Source organism: Facklamia sp. P9177 (genome assembly GCF_050409585.1).
Taxonomy (GTDB): domain Bacteria; phylum Bacillota; class Bacilli; order Lactobacillales; family Aerococcaceae; genus Facklamia.
The window spans coordinates 38,506-53,268 of the sequence record NZ_JBNUPE010000008.1 but is presented as its reverse complement, the minus strand read 5'-3'; the positions used below and the strand labels follow the sequence as shown (position 1 = coordinate 53,268).

At 35.9% G+C, this 14,763-nt stretch carries 14 protein-coding genes; 2 read left to right on the top strand and 12 right to left on the bottom strand.

The features are described 5' to 3' along the window. Positions 1-110: 110 nt before the first annotated feature. From gcvH to ACQV18_RS05520, 6 genes are all read right to left on the bottom strand, one after another. Entirely contained in the window at positions 111-470 is a 360-nt protein-coding gene (gene gcvH / locus ACQV18_RS05545; protein WP_428873598.1) for a glycine cleavage system protein GcvH, read from the bottom strand. Between the two features lie 83 nt (positions 471-553). Continuing rightward, positions 554-1,690, bottom strand: coding sequence for a glycine cleavage system aminomethyltransferase GcvT (gene gcvT, locus ACQV18_RS05540; RefSeq protein ID WP_428873597.1), 1,137 nt, complete (start codon positions 1,688-1,690; stop codon positions 554-556). A gap of 18 nt (positions 1,691-1,708) precedes the next feature. Continuing rightward, entirely contained in the window at positions 1,709-2,335 is a 627-nt protein-coding gene (locus tag ACQV18_RS05535; RefSeq protein ID WP_428873596.1) for a cyclodeaminase/cyclohydrolase family protein, read from the bottom strand. A 9-nt stretch (positions 2,336-2,344) separates the two neighbouring features. Continuing rightward, complete coding sequence (locus tag ACQV18_RS05530; protein ID WP_428873595.1) at positions 2,345-3,199, bottom strand: bifunctional 5,10-methylenetetrahydrofolate dehydrogenase/5,10-methenyltetrahydrofolate cyclohydrolase; 855 nt, start codon at positions 3,197-3,199, stop codon at positions 2,345-2,347. 94 nt (positions 3,200-3,293) lie between these two features. After that, entirely contained in the window at positions 3,294-4,964 is a 1,671-nt protein-coding gene (locus tag ACQV18_RS05525; RefSeq protein ID WP_428873594.1) for a formate--tetrahydrofolate ligase, read from the bottom strand. Positions 4,965-5,264: 300 nt separating this feature from the next. Continuing rightward, positions 5,265-6,380, bottom strand: a complete 1,116-nt coding sequence (locus ACQV18_RS05520; RefSeq protein WP_428873593.1) for an ATP-NAD kinase family protein — start codon at positions 6,378-6,380, stop codon at positions 5,265-5,267. A 144-nt stretch (positions 6,381-6,524) separates the two neighbouring features. On the opposite strand from ACQV18_RS05520, the gene ACQV18_RS05515 reads away from it, so the two are divergent. Then, positions 6,525-7,076, top strand: coding sequence for a chromate transporter (locus ACQV18_RS05515; protein ID WP_428873592.1), 552 nt, complete (start codon positions 6,525-6,527; stop codon positions 7,074-7,076). A gap of 4 nt (positions 7,077-7,080) precedes the next feature. After that, complete coding sequence (locus ACQV18_RS05510) at positions 7,081-7,635, top strand: chromate transporter (RefSeq protein WP_428873591.1); 555 nt, start codon at positions 7,081-7,083, stop codon at positions 7,633-7,635. A gap of 158 nt (positions 7,636-7,793) precedes the next feature. Here ACQV18_RS05510 and ACQV18_RS05505 read toward each other — a convergent pair whose 3' ends face one another. The 6 genes from ACQV18_RS05505 to ACQV18_RS05480 form a co-directional block, all read right to left on the bottom strand. Further along, positions 7,794-8,672: a M15 family metallopeptidase gene (locus ACQV18_RS05505; RefSeq protein ID WP_428874865.1), complete on the bottom strand. Its 879-nt coding sequence runs from the start codon at positions 8,670-8,672 to the stop codon at positions 7,794-7,796. A 129-nt stretch (positions 8,673-8,801) separates the two neighbouring features. After that, complete coding sequence (locus tag ACQV18_RS05500) at positions 8,802-10,124, bottom strand: nucleotide sugar dehydrogenase (protein ID WP_428873589.1); 1,323 nt, start codon at positions 10,122-10,124, stop codon at positions 8,802-8,804. A gap of 48 nt (positions 10,125-10,172) precedes the next feature. Beyond that, on the bottom strand, positions 10,173-10,934 hold the full coding sequence (locus tag ACQV18_RS05495; protein WP_428874867.1) for a glycosyltransferase family 2 protein: 762 nt from the start codon (positions 10,932-10,934) through the stop codon (positions 10,173-10,175). Positions 10,935-10,947: 13 nt separating this feature from the next. Beyond that, positions 10,948-12,015, bottom strand: coding sequence for a hypothetical protein (locus tag ACQV18_RS05490; protein ID WP_428873587.1), 1,068 nt, complete (start codon positions 12,013-12,015; stop codon positions 10,948-10,950). Continuing rightward, complete coding sequence (locus tag ACQV18_RS05485; RefSeq protein ID WP_428892680.1) at positions 12,012-13,313, bottom strand: O-antigen ligase family protein; 1,302 nt, start codon at positions 13,311-13,313, stop codon at positions 12,012-12,014. Before ACQV18_RS05485 ends, ACQV18_RS05490 begins: the two co-directional genes overlap by 4 nt. A 35-nt stretch (positions 13,314-13,348) precedes the next feature. Beyond that, on the bottom strand, positions 13,349-14,761 hold the full coding sequence (locus tag ACQV18_RS05480; protein ID WP_428873585.1) for a lipopolysaccharide biosynthesis protein: 1,413 nt from the start codon (positions 14,759-14,761) through the stop codon (positions 13,349-13,351). Positions 14,762-14,763 lie beyond the last annotated feature (2 nt).

Here is a 14,763-nt window from a genome sequence, read left to right as displayed (position 1 = left end):
CTTAGTCTATTTTTTTCTTTAATTCGTACTTTTTAAATTAATAGCAATTTTGACTTAAATATTAGAGTGACATAGAGTCACTCTAATAAACAAACCTTTAAAATTTATGATTATTCAGCTGGCTCTTCAGTTAAGAATTCTGATGTATCGATGTCTTCTTCAGTTTCAATTTCGAAGAACCATCCTTTACCTTGAGCATCTTCGTTAACTGATTCTGGTGCATCTTCTAACTCTTCGTTCACCGCAACTACTTTACCTGCAAAAGGTGCGTATACTTCAGATACAGATTTAACAGATTCTACTGTTGCGATTTCTTCTTCAGCATCAAATTCATCGTCGACTTCTGGTAATTCAACGTGAACGATATCTCCTAATTGCTCTGCAGCAAAAGCAGTGATACCTACACGTGCTTTGTTAGGTGCTAAAATTTCAATAAATTCGTGTTCTTCTGTAAAAAATACTTGTGACATTATAAATGACCCCTTTTCTTAAAATTGTTTATGTGCTCATTTTATCAAACATTTAACAAAAATGAAACCACTTTAGTTTAAATTTACTTACTAGCAGCTAACCAGTCTTTCTTAGTTAATTCTGCTTCAATTTCTTTACCGCGGATATCGATAATTACTTTATCACCAACTTTATAATCAGTGGCAACACGCATGAAACCTAGAGGGTATCCTAATGTAGGTGATTTCGTTCCTGATGTTACTACCCCAATCACTTCACCCTCTTGATTTTTAACTTCCATACCATGACGAGCGATTTGTTTGCCGTCAATCTTAAATCCTCGAGACGCTTCTTTCTTATCGCCGGCGCGATAAGCAGCAATTGCTTCTTTTCCGATGTAATCTGCTTCTTTAGCTTTTGGTGCTGCAAATGCAATACCACCTGCGATTGGGTTGACGCTCTCATCGAAGTCATTGCCATACAGTGGTAAACCAGCTTCAAGGCGTAAAGTATCACGTGCTCCTAGCGCACATTCTTTAACACCTAAATCTTGACCTTCTTCAACTAATTTCTTCCAAATCTCAAGCATATGTTCAGCTGGAATATATAGTTCGAAACCTTCTTCACCGGTATAACCAGTACGTGAGATTTGAACACGATCAAAACCAGCTACTACTTGATCTTGCTTATAAGAATAATATTCAATCTCTTTCAAGTTAGTATCTGTAATGCGAGCCAATAATTCTTCAGCATTTGGTCCTTGAACAGCGATTAATCCCCAGTCATAAGTTTCATCTGTGATCTCAACTTGACCCTCTTGATTATGATCATGCATCCATTGAACAATCTTTTCACGGTTAGAGCCGTTTGGAGTTGCAACAAACTCGTCATCATTGCGGCGGTAATAAATCAAATCATCTAAGATGCCGCCATCTTCTTTACATACAGCGGTATATTGAGCTTTTCCGTTGAAAGTAGCTTTATGCACATCATTAGTGATTAATCCGTTCCACCAGTCATAAGCATTCATCTTAGCCGATTTAACACGAACCTCTCCCATATGTGAAGCGTCAAATAAACCTACTGCATTACGAACTGCCTCGTGCTCCTCAGCAATTTTGGTGATTTGAATTGGTAATCCCCATCCACCAAAATCTGTAATCTTGCATCCTTTTTCGATGTAATAGTCATACATAGGTGTTTTTTTCAATCCATTTTCATCTAATTGAACGTTTGTCATTATACTATCTCCTTCGCCTTACTTGATTAAAATATCTTTGACTTGTGCGTAGTATTCATCTAATTGAGAGGACAATTCAGCGACCTTGTTGTTAGCAAGCTCATAATACTCTTCTTGCTTTTCCTTATCCTTAAGCTGTCCTCCATTAATATATAAGTTTAATGAAGAAGCCTGAACAGCCGAACGTAACATTTGAAGACCTACACCAACATCGGAAACGATGATTTTTTTAATTAAAGGAATAACCTTGTCAAAGCCCTCCACAATTTGGCTGACTTCTGAAATCAAGTCAACTGGAGGTTGAGATGCAATTACTAACCCACTTTGAATTGCTTCATTACGCACTTGTTTTTCTACGTCTGTTGCTCTCGGCATACCATACGCTTTAGAAAGTGGTTCAAACTCAGTTGCATCGCGGTCGATAATGTTCACAAAAATCTCTTTACTTTTTTCAAACTCTTCAATTTTTTTAGCAAGAAAAGTTTGATCCTCTTTAGACAATTTATCACTTTGCGAGAAAATCATAGCCATCAAAATAGCACCAATACCCAATCCAGCTGTAACGCCCGCTGCAGCCCCTCCACCAGGAGTTGGATCATTAGAAGCTAACTTGTCAATAAATTCTGTGACTTTTAATTCTTTCATTACGCGCTCCTATTCTAAGCCATTTAGAAGCTTAGCACCTTTAACAACTTGTGAAGCCAGAACACCTGTTGTTACAGAACCAACACCACCTGGGACAGGAGTGATAGCACTTGCTTTAGGCTCAACTTCATCAAAGCGAACATCTCCAGTTGCCTTACCATCTTTGTAACCAAAGCCAACATCAATTACTGTTGCACCTTCTTTGATGTAGTCAGGGCCAACAAGTCCTAAAGCTCCGGTAGCTGAGACCACAATGTCAGCTAAAGTAGTGTGGATAGTGTTGTCTTTAGTATAGACATGTGTATTTGAAACAGTTGCATTACGGTTTGATAACATAACTGCTAATGGCTTACCAACAACTGGTGATGAACCAATAACACAAACTTCAGCACCCTCTAATTCATAGTCATAGTAATCAAGAATTTCGATACAAGCTTGTGCTGTAGAAGGAGCCATTGCAGTTGGATCATTGTTAATTAGCTTACCTAAGTTAACTGGGTTCAAGGCATCTACGTCTTTATATGGATTTAAGCGCTCAGCAATTTCTGCTCGCTCAATTCCTTCAGGGAATGGTTGCATAATGATAACGCCTGACACAGATTTATCTGCATTTAATTCATCGATAATTTTTAAGACATCTTCGGTGGTCTTAGCATCCAATTCAGTACGAGCTTCTGCTTCGATTCCACATTTTTCCATTACTTTCATAGCATTTTTTTCATAAGCCATGGAAGAAGGGTTTTCATCGACACGTAACACTACTAATTTAGGAACAATCCCTTTTTCTCTTAAAGCTTCTGCTTCTTGTCGAGTACGCTCGCGAATTGCTTTCCCAACTTCTTTACCATCTAAAATCTTACCCATAAGATCCTCCCTTTTCTATTCAATACACTGTAAAAGTCGAACGAGCAAAAATTTACTCGCTCGACTATTAATTTTATCTTAGAATCAATTCTTTTTAGAACAATCCTTCAATGTTACCTTTTTCATCAACATCAATACGGTTAGCAGCTGGTTCTTTTGGTAAGCCAGGCATCTTCATAATGTCACCTGTCATAGCAACTAGGAAGCCTGCACCAGCAGAAACGGTTAAGTCACGGATAGTAACAGTAAATCCTTCTGGAGCTCCTAATAATTTAGGATCATCGGAGAATGAATATTGCGTTTTAGCCATACAAATTGGTAATTTACCATGTCCTTGCTCGGTGAATTGCTTAATTTTCTTCTTAGCTACTGAAGTAAACTCAACTTTTGCACCACCGTAGATTCTAGTTACTAATGTTTCAAGTTTTTCTTCGATAGAAGCTTCTACATCATAAGCAAACTTAAAGTTGCTTTCTTTTTCAGATGCTTCAACTACAGCCTTAGCTAGTTCAGTTGCACCTTCACCTCCATCAGAGAAGTGAGTTGAAAGAACAACTTTAACGCCTTCTTTTTCACATTCTTCACGTAATGCTTCAATTTCGGCATCTGTATCAGTTGGGAACGCATTGATAGCTACTACTGGGTTTAATCCGAACACATTCTTAATATTGTTAATGTGACGCATTAAGTTAGGCATACCTTTACGTAAAGCTTCTACATTTTCAGGTCCTAATTCTTTTTTATCAACTCCACCATGCATCTTCAATGCACGGATTGTTGCAACGATTACAACTGCTGAAGGAGCTATCCCTGCTTGACGACATTTGATGTCTAAGAATTTCTCAGCACCTAAGTCTGCACCGAAACCAGCTTCAGTAATTGTGTAATCTGCATAATTCATTGCTAGTTTCGTTGCAATAATTGAGTTGCATCCATGAGCAATGTTTGCGAATGGTCCACCGTGCACAAAAGCTGGTGTCCCTTCTAAAGTTTGTACAATATTTGGCTTGATTGCATCTTTAAGTAATGCAGTTGCAGCTCCAGCACCATTAATATCTTTAACAGTAACTGGCTTATTATCTTTACGAGTGTAAGCAACGATCATATTACCTAATTTTTCTTTTAATTCTTGTAAATTATTAGATAGACAGAATGCTGCCATTACTTCAGAAGCTACAACGATGTCGTAACCATCTTCACGTGTTACTCCATCAACACGACGGCCTAATCCATTTACAATATTACGTAATTGACGGTCGTTCATATCGACAACACGACGCCATACAATTCGGTTTGTATCAATATCTAATGCGTTACCATGGTGGATGTGGTTATCTAATAAGGCAGCGATTAAGTTAGTTGCTGCTCCAATCGCGTGGAAGTCTCCAGTAAAGTGTAAGTTAATATCTTCCATTGGAACAACTTGTGCGTATCCACCACCAGCTGCTCCACCTTTAATACCAAATACTGGTCCTAATGAAGGCTCACGTAAAGCAACTGCTGTTTTCTTACCAATTTTAGACATTCCGTCTGCCAAGCCGATTGAAGTAGTTGTTTTGCCTTCACCAGCAGGAGTTGGAGTAATCGCTGTAACAAGAATTAATTTTCCTAAGTCCTTGTTATCCATATCTAATTTAGTAAAATCGATTTTAGCTTTTGTTTTACCGTAAGGCTCTAATACATCATTAGAAATACCTAACTTTGCAGCCACATCTTCAATTGGTTGCAATTTAGCTTCCTGTGCGATTTGAATATCTGTCTTCATTAAAATCTTTTCCCCCTTTAGATAAATCACATAGTATCTCTATGCATCTTTCATCATACCATAAAACGTTAGGAAACTCTTACATTTTGCAGACAGTTTTTAAAAAATTGCATTTTTAGCTTGCAATTCGGTTTTTTCACAAACATTTTTATGTAAGCAAGTACTAAATTTGTTTATATTATCAATAAAGAAAGTTAGTTGTGCTTTTCACAACCGCTATTTAATAGATGAAAGTTGTTATTAATATAGTGATAACCACTTGGTCAACTTAATCTTTTTTCACAAAATTTTCGTTATTTCTTAAATTGCACTTACCTTATACATTCTGGAGTTATGGTATCCTAGTAAAATTTTATGATAACCAGCTAATTTTTCATCAATTTCACGATTACCTGTATAAACTAAAAGCGGTTGACCTTTTAAGGTGTTTAATTTTCCTGGTGTTGCAACAATTATAATATCCTCTTTATCTAGCTTGGCAAGAACCTTGTCAGATAATTGATGATTGCCTCGGCCAAAGAGATATCCTTGACCACCCATCGGTGTAACAATCAATTTAGCTGGCTTGTCCCCAATGATATCCAAAATCTCTTGTTCATAGACATCTTTTTTTACAACTTTTTTATTTCGAATGATATCAACACCTAATAATGTTGGTTCCAGACCTAACTCTAACATTACCGGAGCAACTGTTGAACCAGAGCCAATAATGTAGAAGACATCTTCTTCCATTCTATCTATAATATCAAGCGCTATAGAAACTCTTGCTGCCTCATCCGATTGAGGAGTAGGTGATTTCAAATTTTGTAAATGACTTTCATCATAAGGAACACTTAGGTATCCATAGACTTTAGTAATTATTTCATCCCTACGGAATGCATCTTCTTCAATATCAATAACTTCCTCATCTTTTAGAGACAATTCCTTGTCTTTCAAATACCTCAAAGCTAACTTACCGGCATGTTCCGGTGTCACTGCATAAACAGGAGAATGAATCTTAACACCCGCTGGTATCCCAATCGTTGGAATAGCAAGTTGAGTAACTGAAGCAATATCACGTGCCGTTCCGTCGCCTCCTGCAAAAAGTATTAAATCCACCTCTCTCTCTTGAAATTTTTCAACTAAATGAATGGTATCCTTCGCCATACTGTCACCATCGATTTGATGAATCACTTCATAATTCAATTCGGTTTCTTTTACTAAATCTTCTCCCATTTTACCAGAAGCAACATATACAATTAATTCTTCTTTAAGAGGAGCTAATTCTTTGAGCGCTTTCAAGGCTTTTAAAGGGGCCTCAGGATTAGCTCCTCTCTTAATCGCCTCAGTTAATACATCTTTACCATCGGTACCTTTTAAACCAACTCGTCCTCCCATACCAGCAATGGGATTTACTACAATTCCTAATTTTTTCATTAATTCTCTCCTCTCAATAATCTTCTATTCTATTATAGGTCTTATAAATGTTCTTGTCATACCTAAGCTCTAGTTTACAATTTTTACTTTTCTTTCTATAATTTAAATTGTCTGATTTTACAAGTTCCTTGTAGGAGTGATTTTTTGCAAAAAAATTTGAAATTTTATATCAAATTGTTTAGAGTGACTTTTCTATTAAGTGCTTTTACCTTTGGTGGAGGTTATGTAATTGTAAGTCTTATGAAAAAGCAATTTGTTGATGACTATCATTGGTTTGAAGAAAATCAAATGCTCGATTTAATCGCAATCGCTCAATCTTCTCCAGGGGCAATCGCTATTAATGCCGCGGTGATTGTAGGTTATCAATTAGCAGGATGGCTCGGTGTTCTCACCACTGTTTTTGCCACTATCCTTCCTCCTTTTGCAATTATCTCTATCATTGCACATTTTTATCAGGTCTTTATTGAAAATCAATGGGTGGCTTGGATGTTAGAAGGAATGCAAGCGGGAGTAGCAGCGGTAATTGTTTCTGTTGTTTATACCATGATCAAAGATCTTGTTAAACAAAAAGAAAAGTATCTAATTCTCATTTTTATAAGCGCACTCATTTTAGTTAGTTATTTTAACTTCCCGATTTCATGGTTAATTCTTATTTCTTTATGTGGTGGCTTTATTTATTCTTATTTGAAGAGGTGATTACTTGATTTATTGGGAACTATTTCTTACTTTTTTAAATATTGGCTTACTTTCTTTTGGTGGTGGCTATGCTGCTTTGCCTTTGATTGAAGACTTGGTTGTTCACCAAGAGCATTGGCTATCTTTAGAAGAATTTGGTCATCTAATTACAATCTCACAAATGACACCTGGTCCAATTGCTATTAATGCCTCTACTTTTATTGGTACTCAAATCGGTGGTGTCAGTGGTGCAATAGTTGCTACTATCGGCTGTACCTTACCATCGATAATTATCGTGACTTTTTTAGCCTATCTTTATCAGCGTTTTCAAAAACTAAGTTTAATGCAAGATACCCTTTTTATCCTTAGGCCTATAGTGATTGCCTTAATAGCTAGTTCGGGCTTATCAATTTTTGTGAATGCTATTTGGCAAAAAGAGACTGTTGTTTGGATGGACCCTAATTGGTTAATGTTGGTAATTTTTATTATAGCCATGCTATTACTTAATAAGTTTAAAGCTAACCCCATCGTGATTATGATTTCTGCAGGGATTGTTAATTTGATTTATCATGCATTTTAAAAAATTAGTTGTTACTCATTTGTCCTTTTTAGGGTTATATTAAACAGAAGGTAGGCAACTCTTTGTTTATTTAATAAAACTAAAACACCGTCCTTAACGCTGTTTAACAGTGTTAAGGACGGTGTTTTAGCTAACTTCGGTCACAAGCTCTTTGTCATTTAATCAGTTGATGAGTTATAAAACAGTTTATCAATCGTTTTCTTTTGTTCTTCTAACCACCTTTTTGCTTCATCAACCGCTTGATTTTCAGCCGCTTGTTTTACTTTTTCAATTTTTTTACGCCGGTCACGTTCTTCAATAAGGGCTAGGTACTCTTCAAGAGTAAGCCCATGTTCCATCATAAATTGCGCATTTAGTTGACCTACATAGCGATAATGCCAAGGTTCAAAATTAAAAGTAGTCATTTCTGTCTTATTTTGAGGGTATCTTAAAATAAACCCAAAATTGGCTGCATTTTCTACTAACCATTGGGCCGATGCCGTTTCGCTATAATTTTCAGTTAAGCCTCCTCCTATGCTGGTCCAATCTTGACCTAATATATCAATAGCGAGCCCAGTCATATGCTCTGTGGCATTTGCTGGTGCTGTATATAAATTGGTTAAATATCTCGCTTCTGATTCACTATAACCGACCGCCATTAAAGACTGTTTTCTAGAACTTTCTAACCCTGCTTGCTGATTTGTCGAACGGTATCCTGAAATAATTGTAAATAGATAACCATCCTCCAAACCTGCTTGTAACAGCTGACTAAGTTTTTCTTCAATGTTAGCAGCATATGGAATTCCTTCAATTGAAGTAACTAAATCAACTTCAATTTGATTGTTGATTGGGTTGCTTGGATTCACCAAAAGTAAATTGGGATCATTTAAATTTCCCTCAGCAGGAATTGAATCAATTAATTCATCAACACTAGCATTTGATTTTATCGCATCAATCTGACTCAATTCTGGTAAATTGTATTTAGCTAAAGCCACCGCTTTGTCAAAAGGAAAAATAAGTAGAAGTAAAAATATTAAGAAAATTTTCTTAATACTCATTTTTATCACCTCATATTTGTTTTCAAAGGATCAAGTGTTCCAATAATAAACATTCTGATACGCAAACTACTTAAGGAAACTCTCAAACTATTTATCCTGTTCGATAAAGTGCTTGAGAGCCAGCTATTATTATAAGCGCCAAAAAGTATAGCCAGCTTCCTTAAAATAATCAGCATCCAGTATGCTTTTGACATCTATAAGAACTCTTTCTTTAGGTGATAATTTTGCATTAAACAATTTTTCGATGCTTGTATTATTTAGTTCTCGAAATTCCTGATGAGCTACTGCAAAGATAACAGCATCCGCATCCTGAACTTGATCGAACGCTGTTAAATCAACATCATATTCTGCTTTGGCATCACTTGATTCAGCCCAAGGATCTACTACAACAGGCTCAATATCGAAAGTCCTTAAATAATTGATAATATCGGCAACTTTTGAGTTGCGCGTATCTGGTGTATGCTCTTTAAAAGTTAGACCCAAAATAACTACTTTAGAGTCTGTTACTTTTTTACCCGCCTTAACCATGAGCTTAATCAACTTATCACCAATAAAATCTCCCATTTGATCATTTATTTGGCGACCAGAAAGAATAATCTGACTATGATAGCCCAAGTTTTCTGCCTCGTAAACAAAGTAGTAAGGATCTACACCAATACAGTGTCCTCCCACTAGTCCTGGTGTGAAACCTAAAGCATTCCATTTGGTATTCATGGCATCAATAACATCTTGCGAATCAATTTCCATTCGATCAAAAACGAGAGCTAACTCATTCATAAATGCAATGTTAATATCTCTTTGACTATTTTCAACAACTTTAGCGGCTTCAGCAACTTTAATACTTGGTGCACGATGAACACCCGCTTCAATTACTAGTTCATATACTTTAGCCATTGTATCTAAAGCATCAGCAGTTGTAGCAGAAACGATCTTTTTAATTTTTGGTAAAGTATGGACCTTATCTCCTGGATTAATTCTTTCAGGTGAATAACCTACCCAAAAATCAACACCATGCACTAATCCTGAACTTTCTTCAAGTTCTTCAATACACATTTCCTCAGTAACCCCAGGATAAACCGTTGACTCATAAGCAACTAAAGTCCCTTTAGACATGTTTTTACCTACGGTTCTTGTGGCTGAAATAACCGGATCTAAATTAGGTGTCTTATCTTGATTGATAGGCGTTGGAACCGCAACAATAATAAAGTTCGCTTCTTTTAGCCTACTTTGGTCGTAGGTGAAAGCTAAATTTGTATTCTTGACTGCTTCATCTCCAACCTCTAGAGTTGGATCGATACCCTGTAAATATTGCTCCACTTTATGAACATTGTTGTCATAGCCAATTGTTTCAATGTGCTTAGCAAATTCTATGGCAATCGGCATACCCACATACCCTAAACCTACAACTGCTAACTTTGTTTTACCTTCAATTAAATTTTGATATATATTCATTTTTGTCTCCTAACCTTATTTAGCTATCTTATATAATTGCTTGTTAAATTATAACCGCCTTTTAATTGCCTGAAAAACATAATGACTATAATAATATATGCACTGATATAGTGGTAATTTTTCTAAATGGCGATAAGTGTACCATGTTCGCTTAAGAGCTGAAAGCTTGTTGGAGGAAATAGAACCAGAAACTTGACGATAGTGATTAAGCACTTCATTTAAAGCATAAGCTTCAATTTTTCGTTCACGCATTAACATTAGCCAAGTTGCTGTGTCTTGTCCTTTCCGCACTAAAGGCATTCTAAAGTCTCCTATTTTTTCACGATCAATCATTACTGTAGAGCAAGCAATGGCTGTGTTTTTTAGAAGGCCATTATAATCTAAACGTTCTGGTAAATCTACTGTTTCTTTAAGGGTTTCTCCACTTTCATCTATTAAGGAAAAATTTGTATAAGTAAAAGATAGCGCCTTTTCTTGCATAAATGCTAATTGTTTCTCCAACTTACAATATTCCCAAACATCATCACTATCAATAAATGAAATATATCTACCTCTAGCCAATTCAAGCCCCTTGTTTCTTGCCACTGCGGCACCAGAGTTTTTTGATAAATTAACCAATTGAATACGGCTATCTTCTTGTGCAAATTCTTGAATTATTCTCACACTAATATCATTTGAGCAATCATCGACTAACAACCACTCCCAATTCTGATAACTCTGATTAAGCACGCTCTCGATGGTTTTTTTTAAGAATCTTTCTGCGTTATAAACAGGGGTTATTATCGACACCAATCCTGATTTTGAATTCATCTCACAATTCTCCTTAAATAATCTGAATTATCTTGATTCTTGCTTGATAAAGCTCTGCCAATTGGCGTTGGTCATTATACCACTTTTTATCGGTAATATTAGCGTCTAAGACGATAACAATTTCATTTGGTGAAAAGTTTGCATCAAGACTTGCTAAGTTAGTCGCTTGCACTCCGTAGGTGTTTCCTTCAGGAGAGATTAGTTCTTGAACATTCACTTCTTGATGCTTTTGTTGTCTAAGGATTACTCGCTGACTATCACTAGGAGTTCGAATTAATTTTTCTAAGACTTCTCGATTATCTTGACGGTTATAAATAAAATGCAGATCATTAATTCCCCAAGTATAATCAAAAGCATAGCCTATTTTATGTCTTCGATAATGTGCAATCATGCTCCAAGCTATCGATAAAATAGCGCCTAAAAAGAGACCCAATAAGCCATAGATAATACTTCCTTTAGCCTCTTTAGTTTGAAATGGGGTCAAAGTTTCCCTACTAGGAACTTCTTCGATCAAATCAATTGGAATCATTTCTCCAATTTCTGGTGACCGAATGATTGAGACAGTATTTTTCCCGAGGAAAGGTAGCTTTTGTTTTTCTAATAATTCAGCATATGCTTCGGCTATCTTTAAGTTTTCTTCAGCATTATTCCCCACCAAAAATCTTAAAGTAATAACATTTGAAGCGGCATCTCGAATTCCTGCAAGCCCACCTCGAAAAGTGTTGGTCTTATACATTTCAAGTTTTTTTTCTGCTTGAAGCCATTTTCCAAACTCGATACCAGTTTCTGCTTCAATTTGTTTAATAATAGTTGGTGTCGCAAAATAGTCATCAAAGACAGCCGCAGTTGAAAACAGACTGCCATCTTCCATTGTAACAATCACTTGGAATGAAGCTGGGTCTTGTTGATAGGCATGGGCTAGATAATTATATGATTCAATTTTATCACTATTTATTAAGCGGTTGACGACATACCTTCCTCCTACAACTAATAATGAGATAATAACTGATCCAAACATAATTCTTCTAAAATTATTTTTAATAAAGCGGTATAACTCGTGAAAAACTGTAGCTAAGCTCATATTCCTAAACTCCTTTTACTTTTAAAATCCTGCGTTTGTTCTTTTGTATCGATTATTTTTACCCAACTTATAATTAAAGCAAAAAATACCCAGTGCCATTCAATCAACATATTATTTGCACTAGTAATACTTGCTAGAATAAAAATAATTAAAAAACTATAGAATACAAAAGAAATATTGCTTTGTAAAACAGAGGTCTTTCTCCCCACTCTAGCAACAAACTCCAACCGTCTTATCATTCCAATGTATGCCCATAAATAAAGTAACAGTGAAAGAATGCCGTTAGAAACTAAAATTTCAAGCCACCAATTATGCATATTGGTTATTTCATTAGTTGGCCAGATAGGTCTTACTTTAGCCCAATGCTCGATATTCCCCGATCCAACCCCTAAGCCAAAAGTTTGGGTCAAATAAAGTAAACCATTTCGCCAGATATTCATTCGCTTAGTATCACCAGATAAGCCTGCTTGTGGACCACCTAGAAAAATCACTTCAAAAACTTTTTCACGTATAGGTGGAATTAACATCATAAAAATAATAAAGGCGGTCATTATATAAAGTCTTTTCCCTTGGAAAAGATCCAACTTGAAGTTGCGAACTAGTTGTAAGCCGATAAAAAGAATTAAACATATTAAGGACATTCTTGAGCTAGTTTGGTAGATTAAAAATGTTGTTAATGCAAACATTAATAGTAAGAACATCCTTTGCCAATATCTTTGACTGTAATAGTATAGAACCATACAGAGGGTGACATACGCTAAAAGTAAAGTAGCATAGTCATTTTGATTGGCAAAAAAGGTGATTGGAATCCGAGTCCAGGGTTGGGAATCAAAAGTTCCATATTTATCCAATTTGGTCATATCTGCAAATACATAGATATTACCGATAATTTCGATATAGCCCCAAAATACTAAGACAGTCATCATCCCCCACATGGCTTGAGCCAGACGAAACCACTGTCTTTTAGTACCCACCCAAAAATAAATAGCCACAATTGATGCCATGCCAACCGTCATTAAAAATGAAACTTGCAGCCAATCTTTAAAATTTTCAGCCCAAAGACCTGTTGTTAAAGCAATTAACCACCAAGCTAAAAAACAAAAAAGCATACGTGTTGAAGCAGAGGGTAACACCAATAAAAGCTTTCGATCTTTTTGTAAAATTTGCCAAGCAAGAATCAGAACAGAAAAAAGAGCAAGAATTCGGTAAAGGGTAATTTGAGCAATTGGCGTTTCAACGGCTAAAATTTGCGAACCTAAAAAAACACTCGTAACTAAAAGTAAACAATATAGAAACATGGGCCACTCCTTTCTTACTCTTTCTTTTCGAACAATTAATTAAAATCCCATTTCTCAGGATTACGCCAGATTTGATAACCATCTTGGATGGTCGAAAACTGAATAATGAGACAGACCAAAGCTAAGCCAAATGTTACAGACAAACGATAAGCATAATCACTAGTGTTAATGAAGGCAGCAATAAACATTAAACAAATGGACATGAGATGTTTACTTTGTTTGAAATAAAAGCCTGTCCGACTTGAAAAATAAGTTCTAGCTAGATAAAACATGATGTAGGCTCCGGATGACGCGGTGGCTGCTCCTAAAGCTCCCCATCTTGGAGTGAGCCAGAGATTAATAAAAAAACTAGGAATCAAAGCCAATAAAGAAACCAATGTATTAAAATAGGTCTTGCGTGAAAAAACAATTCCCAGTGTCGTTGTTTCAGAAAGTGTATACATAATATGAGGAAAACAGAGCAAGCCAAGAATATACTGAACAGAACGATAGTCCTCGCCTAAAATCATCATAATCAAGGGGCGAAATACAAGAATCCCAAAAAAGATACCCGTTAAAACAAAAAGAACAGCGTCTGAAATAAATTTATAATGCTTCATTGACTTGCCTTCATCATGCCATCGATAGGCAGTAGGAACCCAAAAGGTTGCAAATGCTGTCTTTAAAATACCAATCATATTGACAATCGCGATGCCTGCAGCATAAAACCCTAATTCTTTTTTGGTAGAAAAAGACCGAAGCATTAAGCTATCAATTGTATTGAGCACCGAATTAAGAGACATTGCAATCATAAGCGGAAAACCAAAAGATAATAATTTTTTTATGAGGTCATAGTCAACAACAAAATCATTCCACGATAACAAATCTCTATAACGTAAGAAAAGAAAACTATCCCCTATAAGTTGACCAAAAATCATTCCAAAAACCACTACACGAAAATCGCGAATGCCCAAAGCAATTATAGACAAGGAAACTGCAAAAATTAAACTCTTTAATAAAATGGTAAAGCCAGAATATTCTTTTGCTTTTTCTTGCATACGAATAGAAATGAGTACGAAGCGTTCAATAATCATTGAAATAAGTAAAATTGTACTCCAAATCACAATATAGCCTGCGTTAGGATCACTAAACAACCAATTCGCAATGGTCTGATTAAAAACAAGCATAACAAATGATAGAAGGATTCCCATCCCGATCGGGATAATAATTGCTTGTTGAAAAAGGTGTTTTTTAGATGCAGCTTGATGAAATTCACGAGAAAAAGCCTGATCGAGACCAATATAAAGAAAATTAGGAATGTTTAAGATTAAGTTTCGATACAATCCTGAAACCCCATATTGGTCTGCTACTAACAACTGAGTCAAAATGCGGATTTGAATCAGTGAAATTAATGCACCAATAATCGGTCCTAAGGAAAACCCTGTTAATCTTTTCATAAAATGTTTCATAT

What these genes read in the sequence shown, in the direction of transcription:
- gcvH (WP_428873598.1), bottom strand. Translation starts at nt 470, where the DNA reads ATGTCACAAGTATTTTTTACAGAAGAACACGAATTTATTGAAATTTTA.
- gcvT (WP_428873597.1), bottom strand. Translation starts at nt 1,690, where the DNA reads ATGACAAACGTTCAATTAGATGAAAATGGATTGAAAAAAACACCTATG.
- ACQV18_RS05535 (WP_428873596.1), bottom strand. Translation starts at nt 2,335, where the DNA reads ATGAAAGAATTAAAAGTCACAGAATTTATTGACAAGTTAGCTTCTAAT.
- ACQV18_RS05530 (WP_428873595.1), bottom strand. Translation starts at nt 3,199, where the DNA reads ATGGGTAAGATTTTAGATGGTAAAGAAGTTGGGAAAGCAATTCGCGAG.
- ACQV18_RS05525 (WP_428873594.1), bottom strand. Translation starts at nt 4,964, where the DNA reads ATGAAGACAGATATTCAAATCGCACAGGAAGCTAAATTGCAACCAATT.
- ACQV18_RS05520 (WP_428873593.1), bottom strand. Translation starts at nt 6,380, where the DNA reads ATGAAAAAATTAGGAATTGTAGTAAATCCCATTGCTGGTATGGGAGGA.
- ACQV18_RS05505 (WP_428874865.1), bottom strand. Translation starts at nt 8,672, where the DNA reads ATGAGTATTAAGAAAATTTTCTTAATATTTTTACTTCTACTTATTTTT.
- ACQV18_RS05500 (WP_428873589.1), bottom strand. Translation starts at nt 10,124, where the DNA reads ATGAATATATATCAAAATTTAATTGAAGGTAAAACAAAGTTAGCAGTT.
- ACQV18_RS05495 (WP_428874867.1), bottom strand. Translation starts at nt 10,934, where the DNA reads ATGAATTCAAAATCAGGATTGGTGTCGATAATAACCCCTGTTTATAAC.
- ACQV18_RS05490 (WP_428873587.1), bottom strand. Translation starts at nt 12,015, where the DNA reads ATGAGCTTAGCTACAGTTTTTCACGAGTTATACCGCTTTATTAAAAAT.
- ACQV18_RS05485 (WP_428892680.1), bottom strand. Translation starts at nt 13,313, where the DNA reads ATGTTTCTATATTGTTTACTTTTAGTTACGAGTGTTTTTTTAGGTTCG.
- ACQV18_RS05480 (WP_428873585.1), bottom strand. Translation starts at nt 14,761, where the DNA reads ATGAAACATTTTATGAAAAGATTAACAGGGTTTTCCTTAGGACCGATT.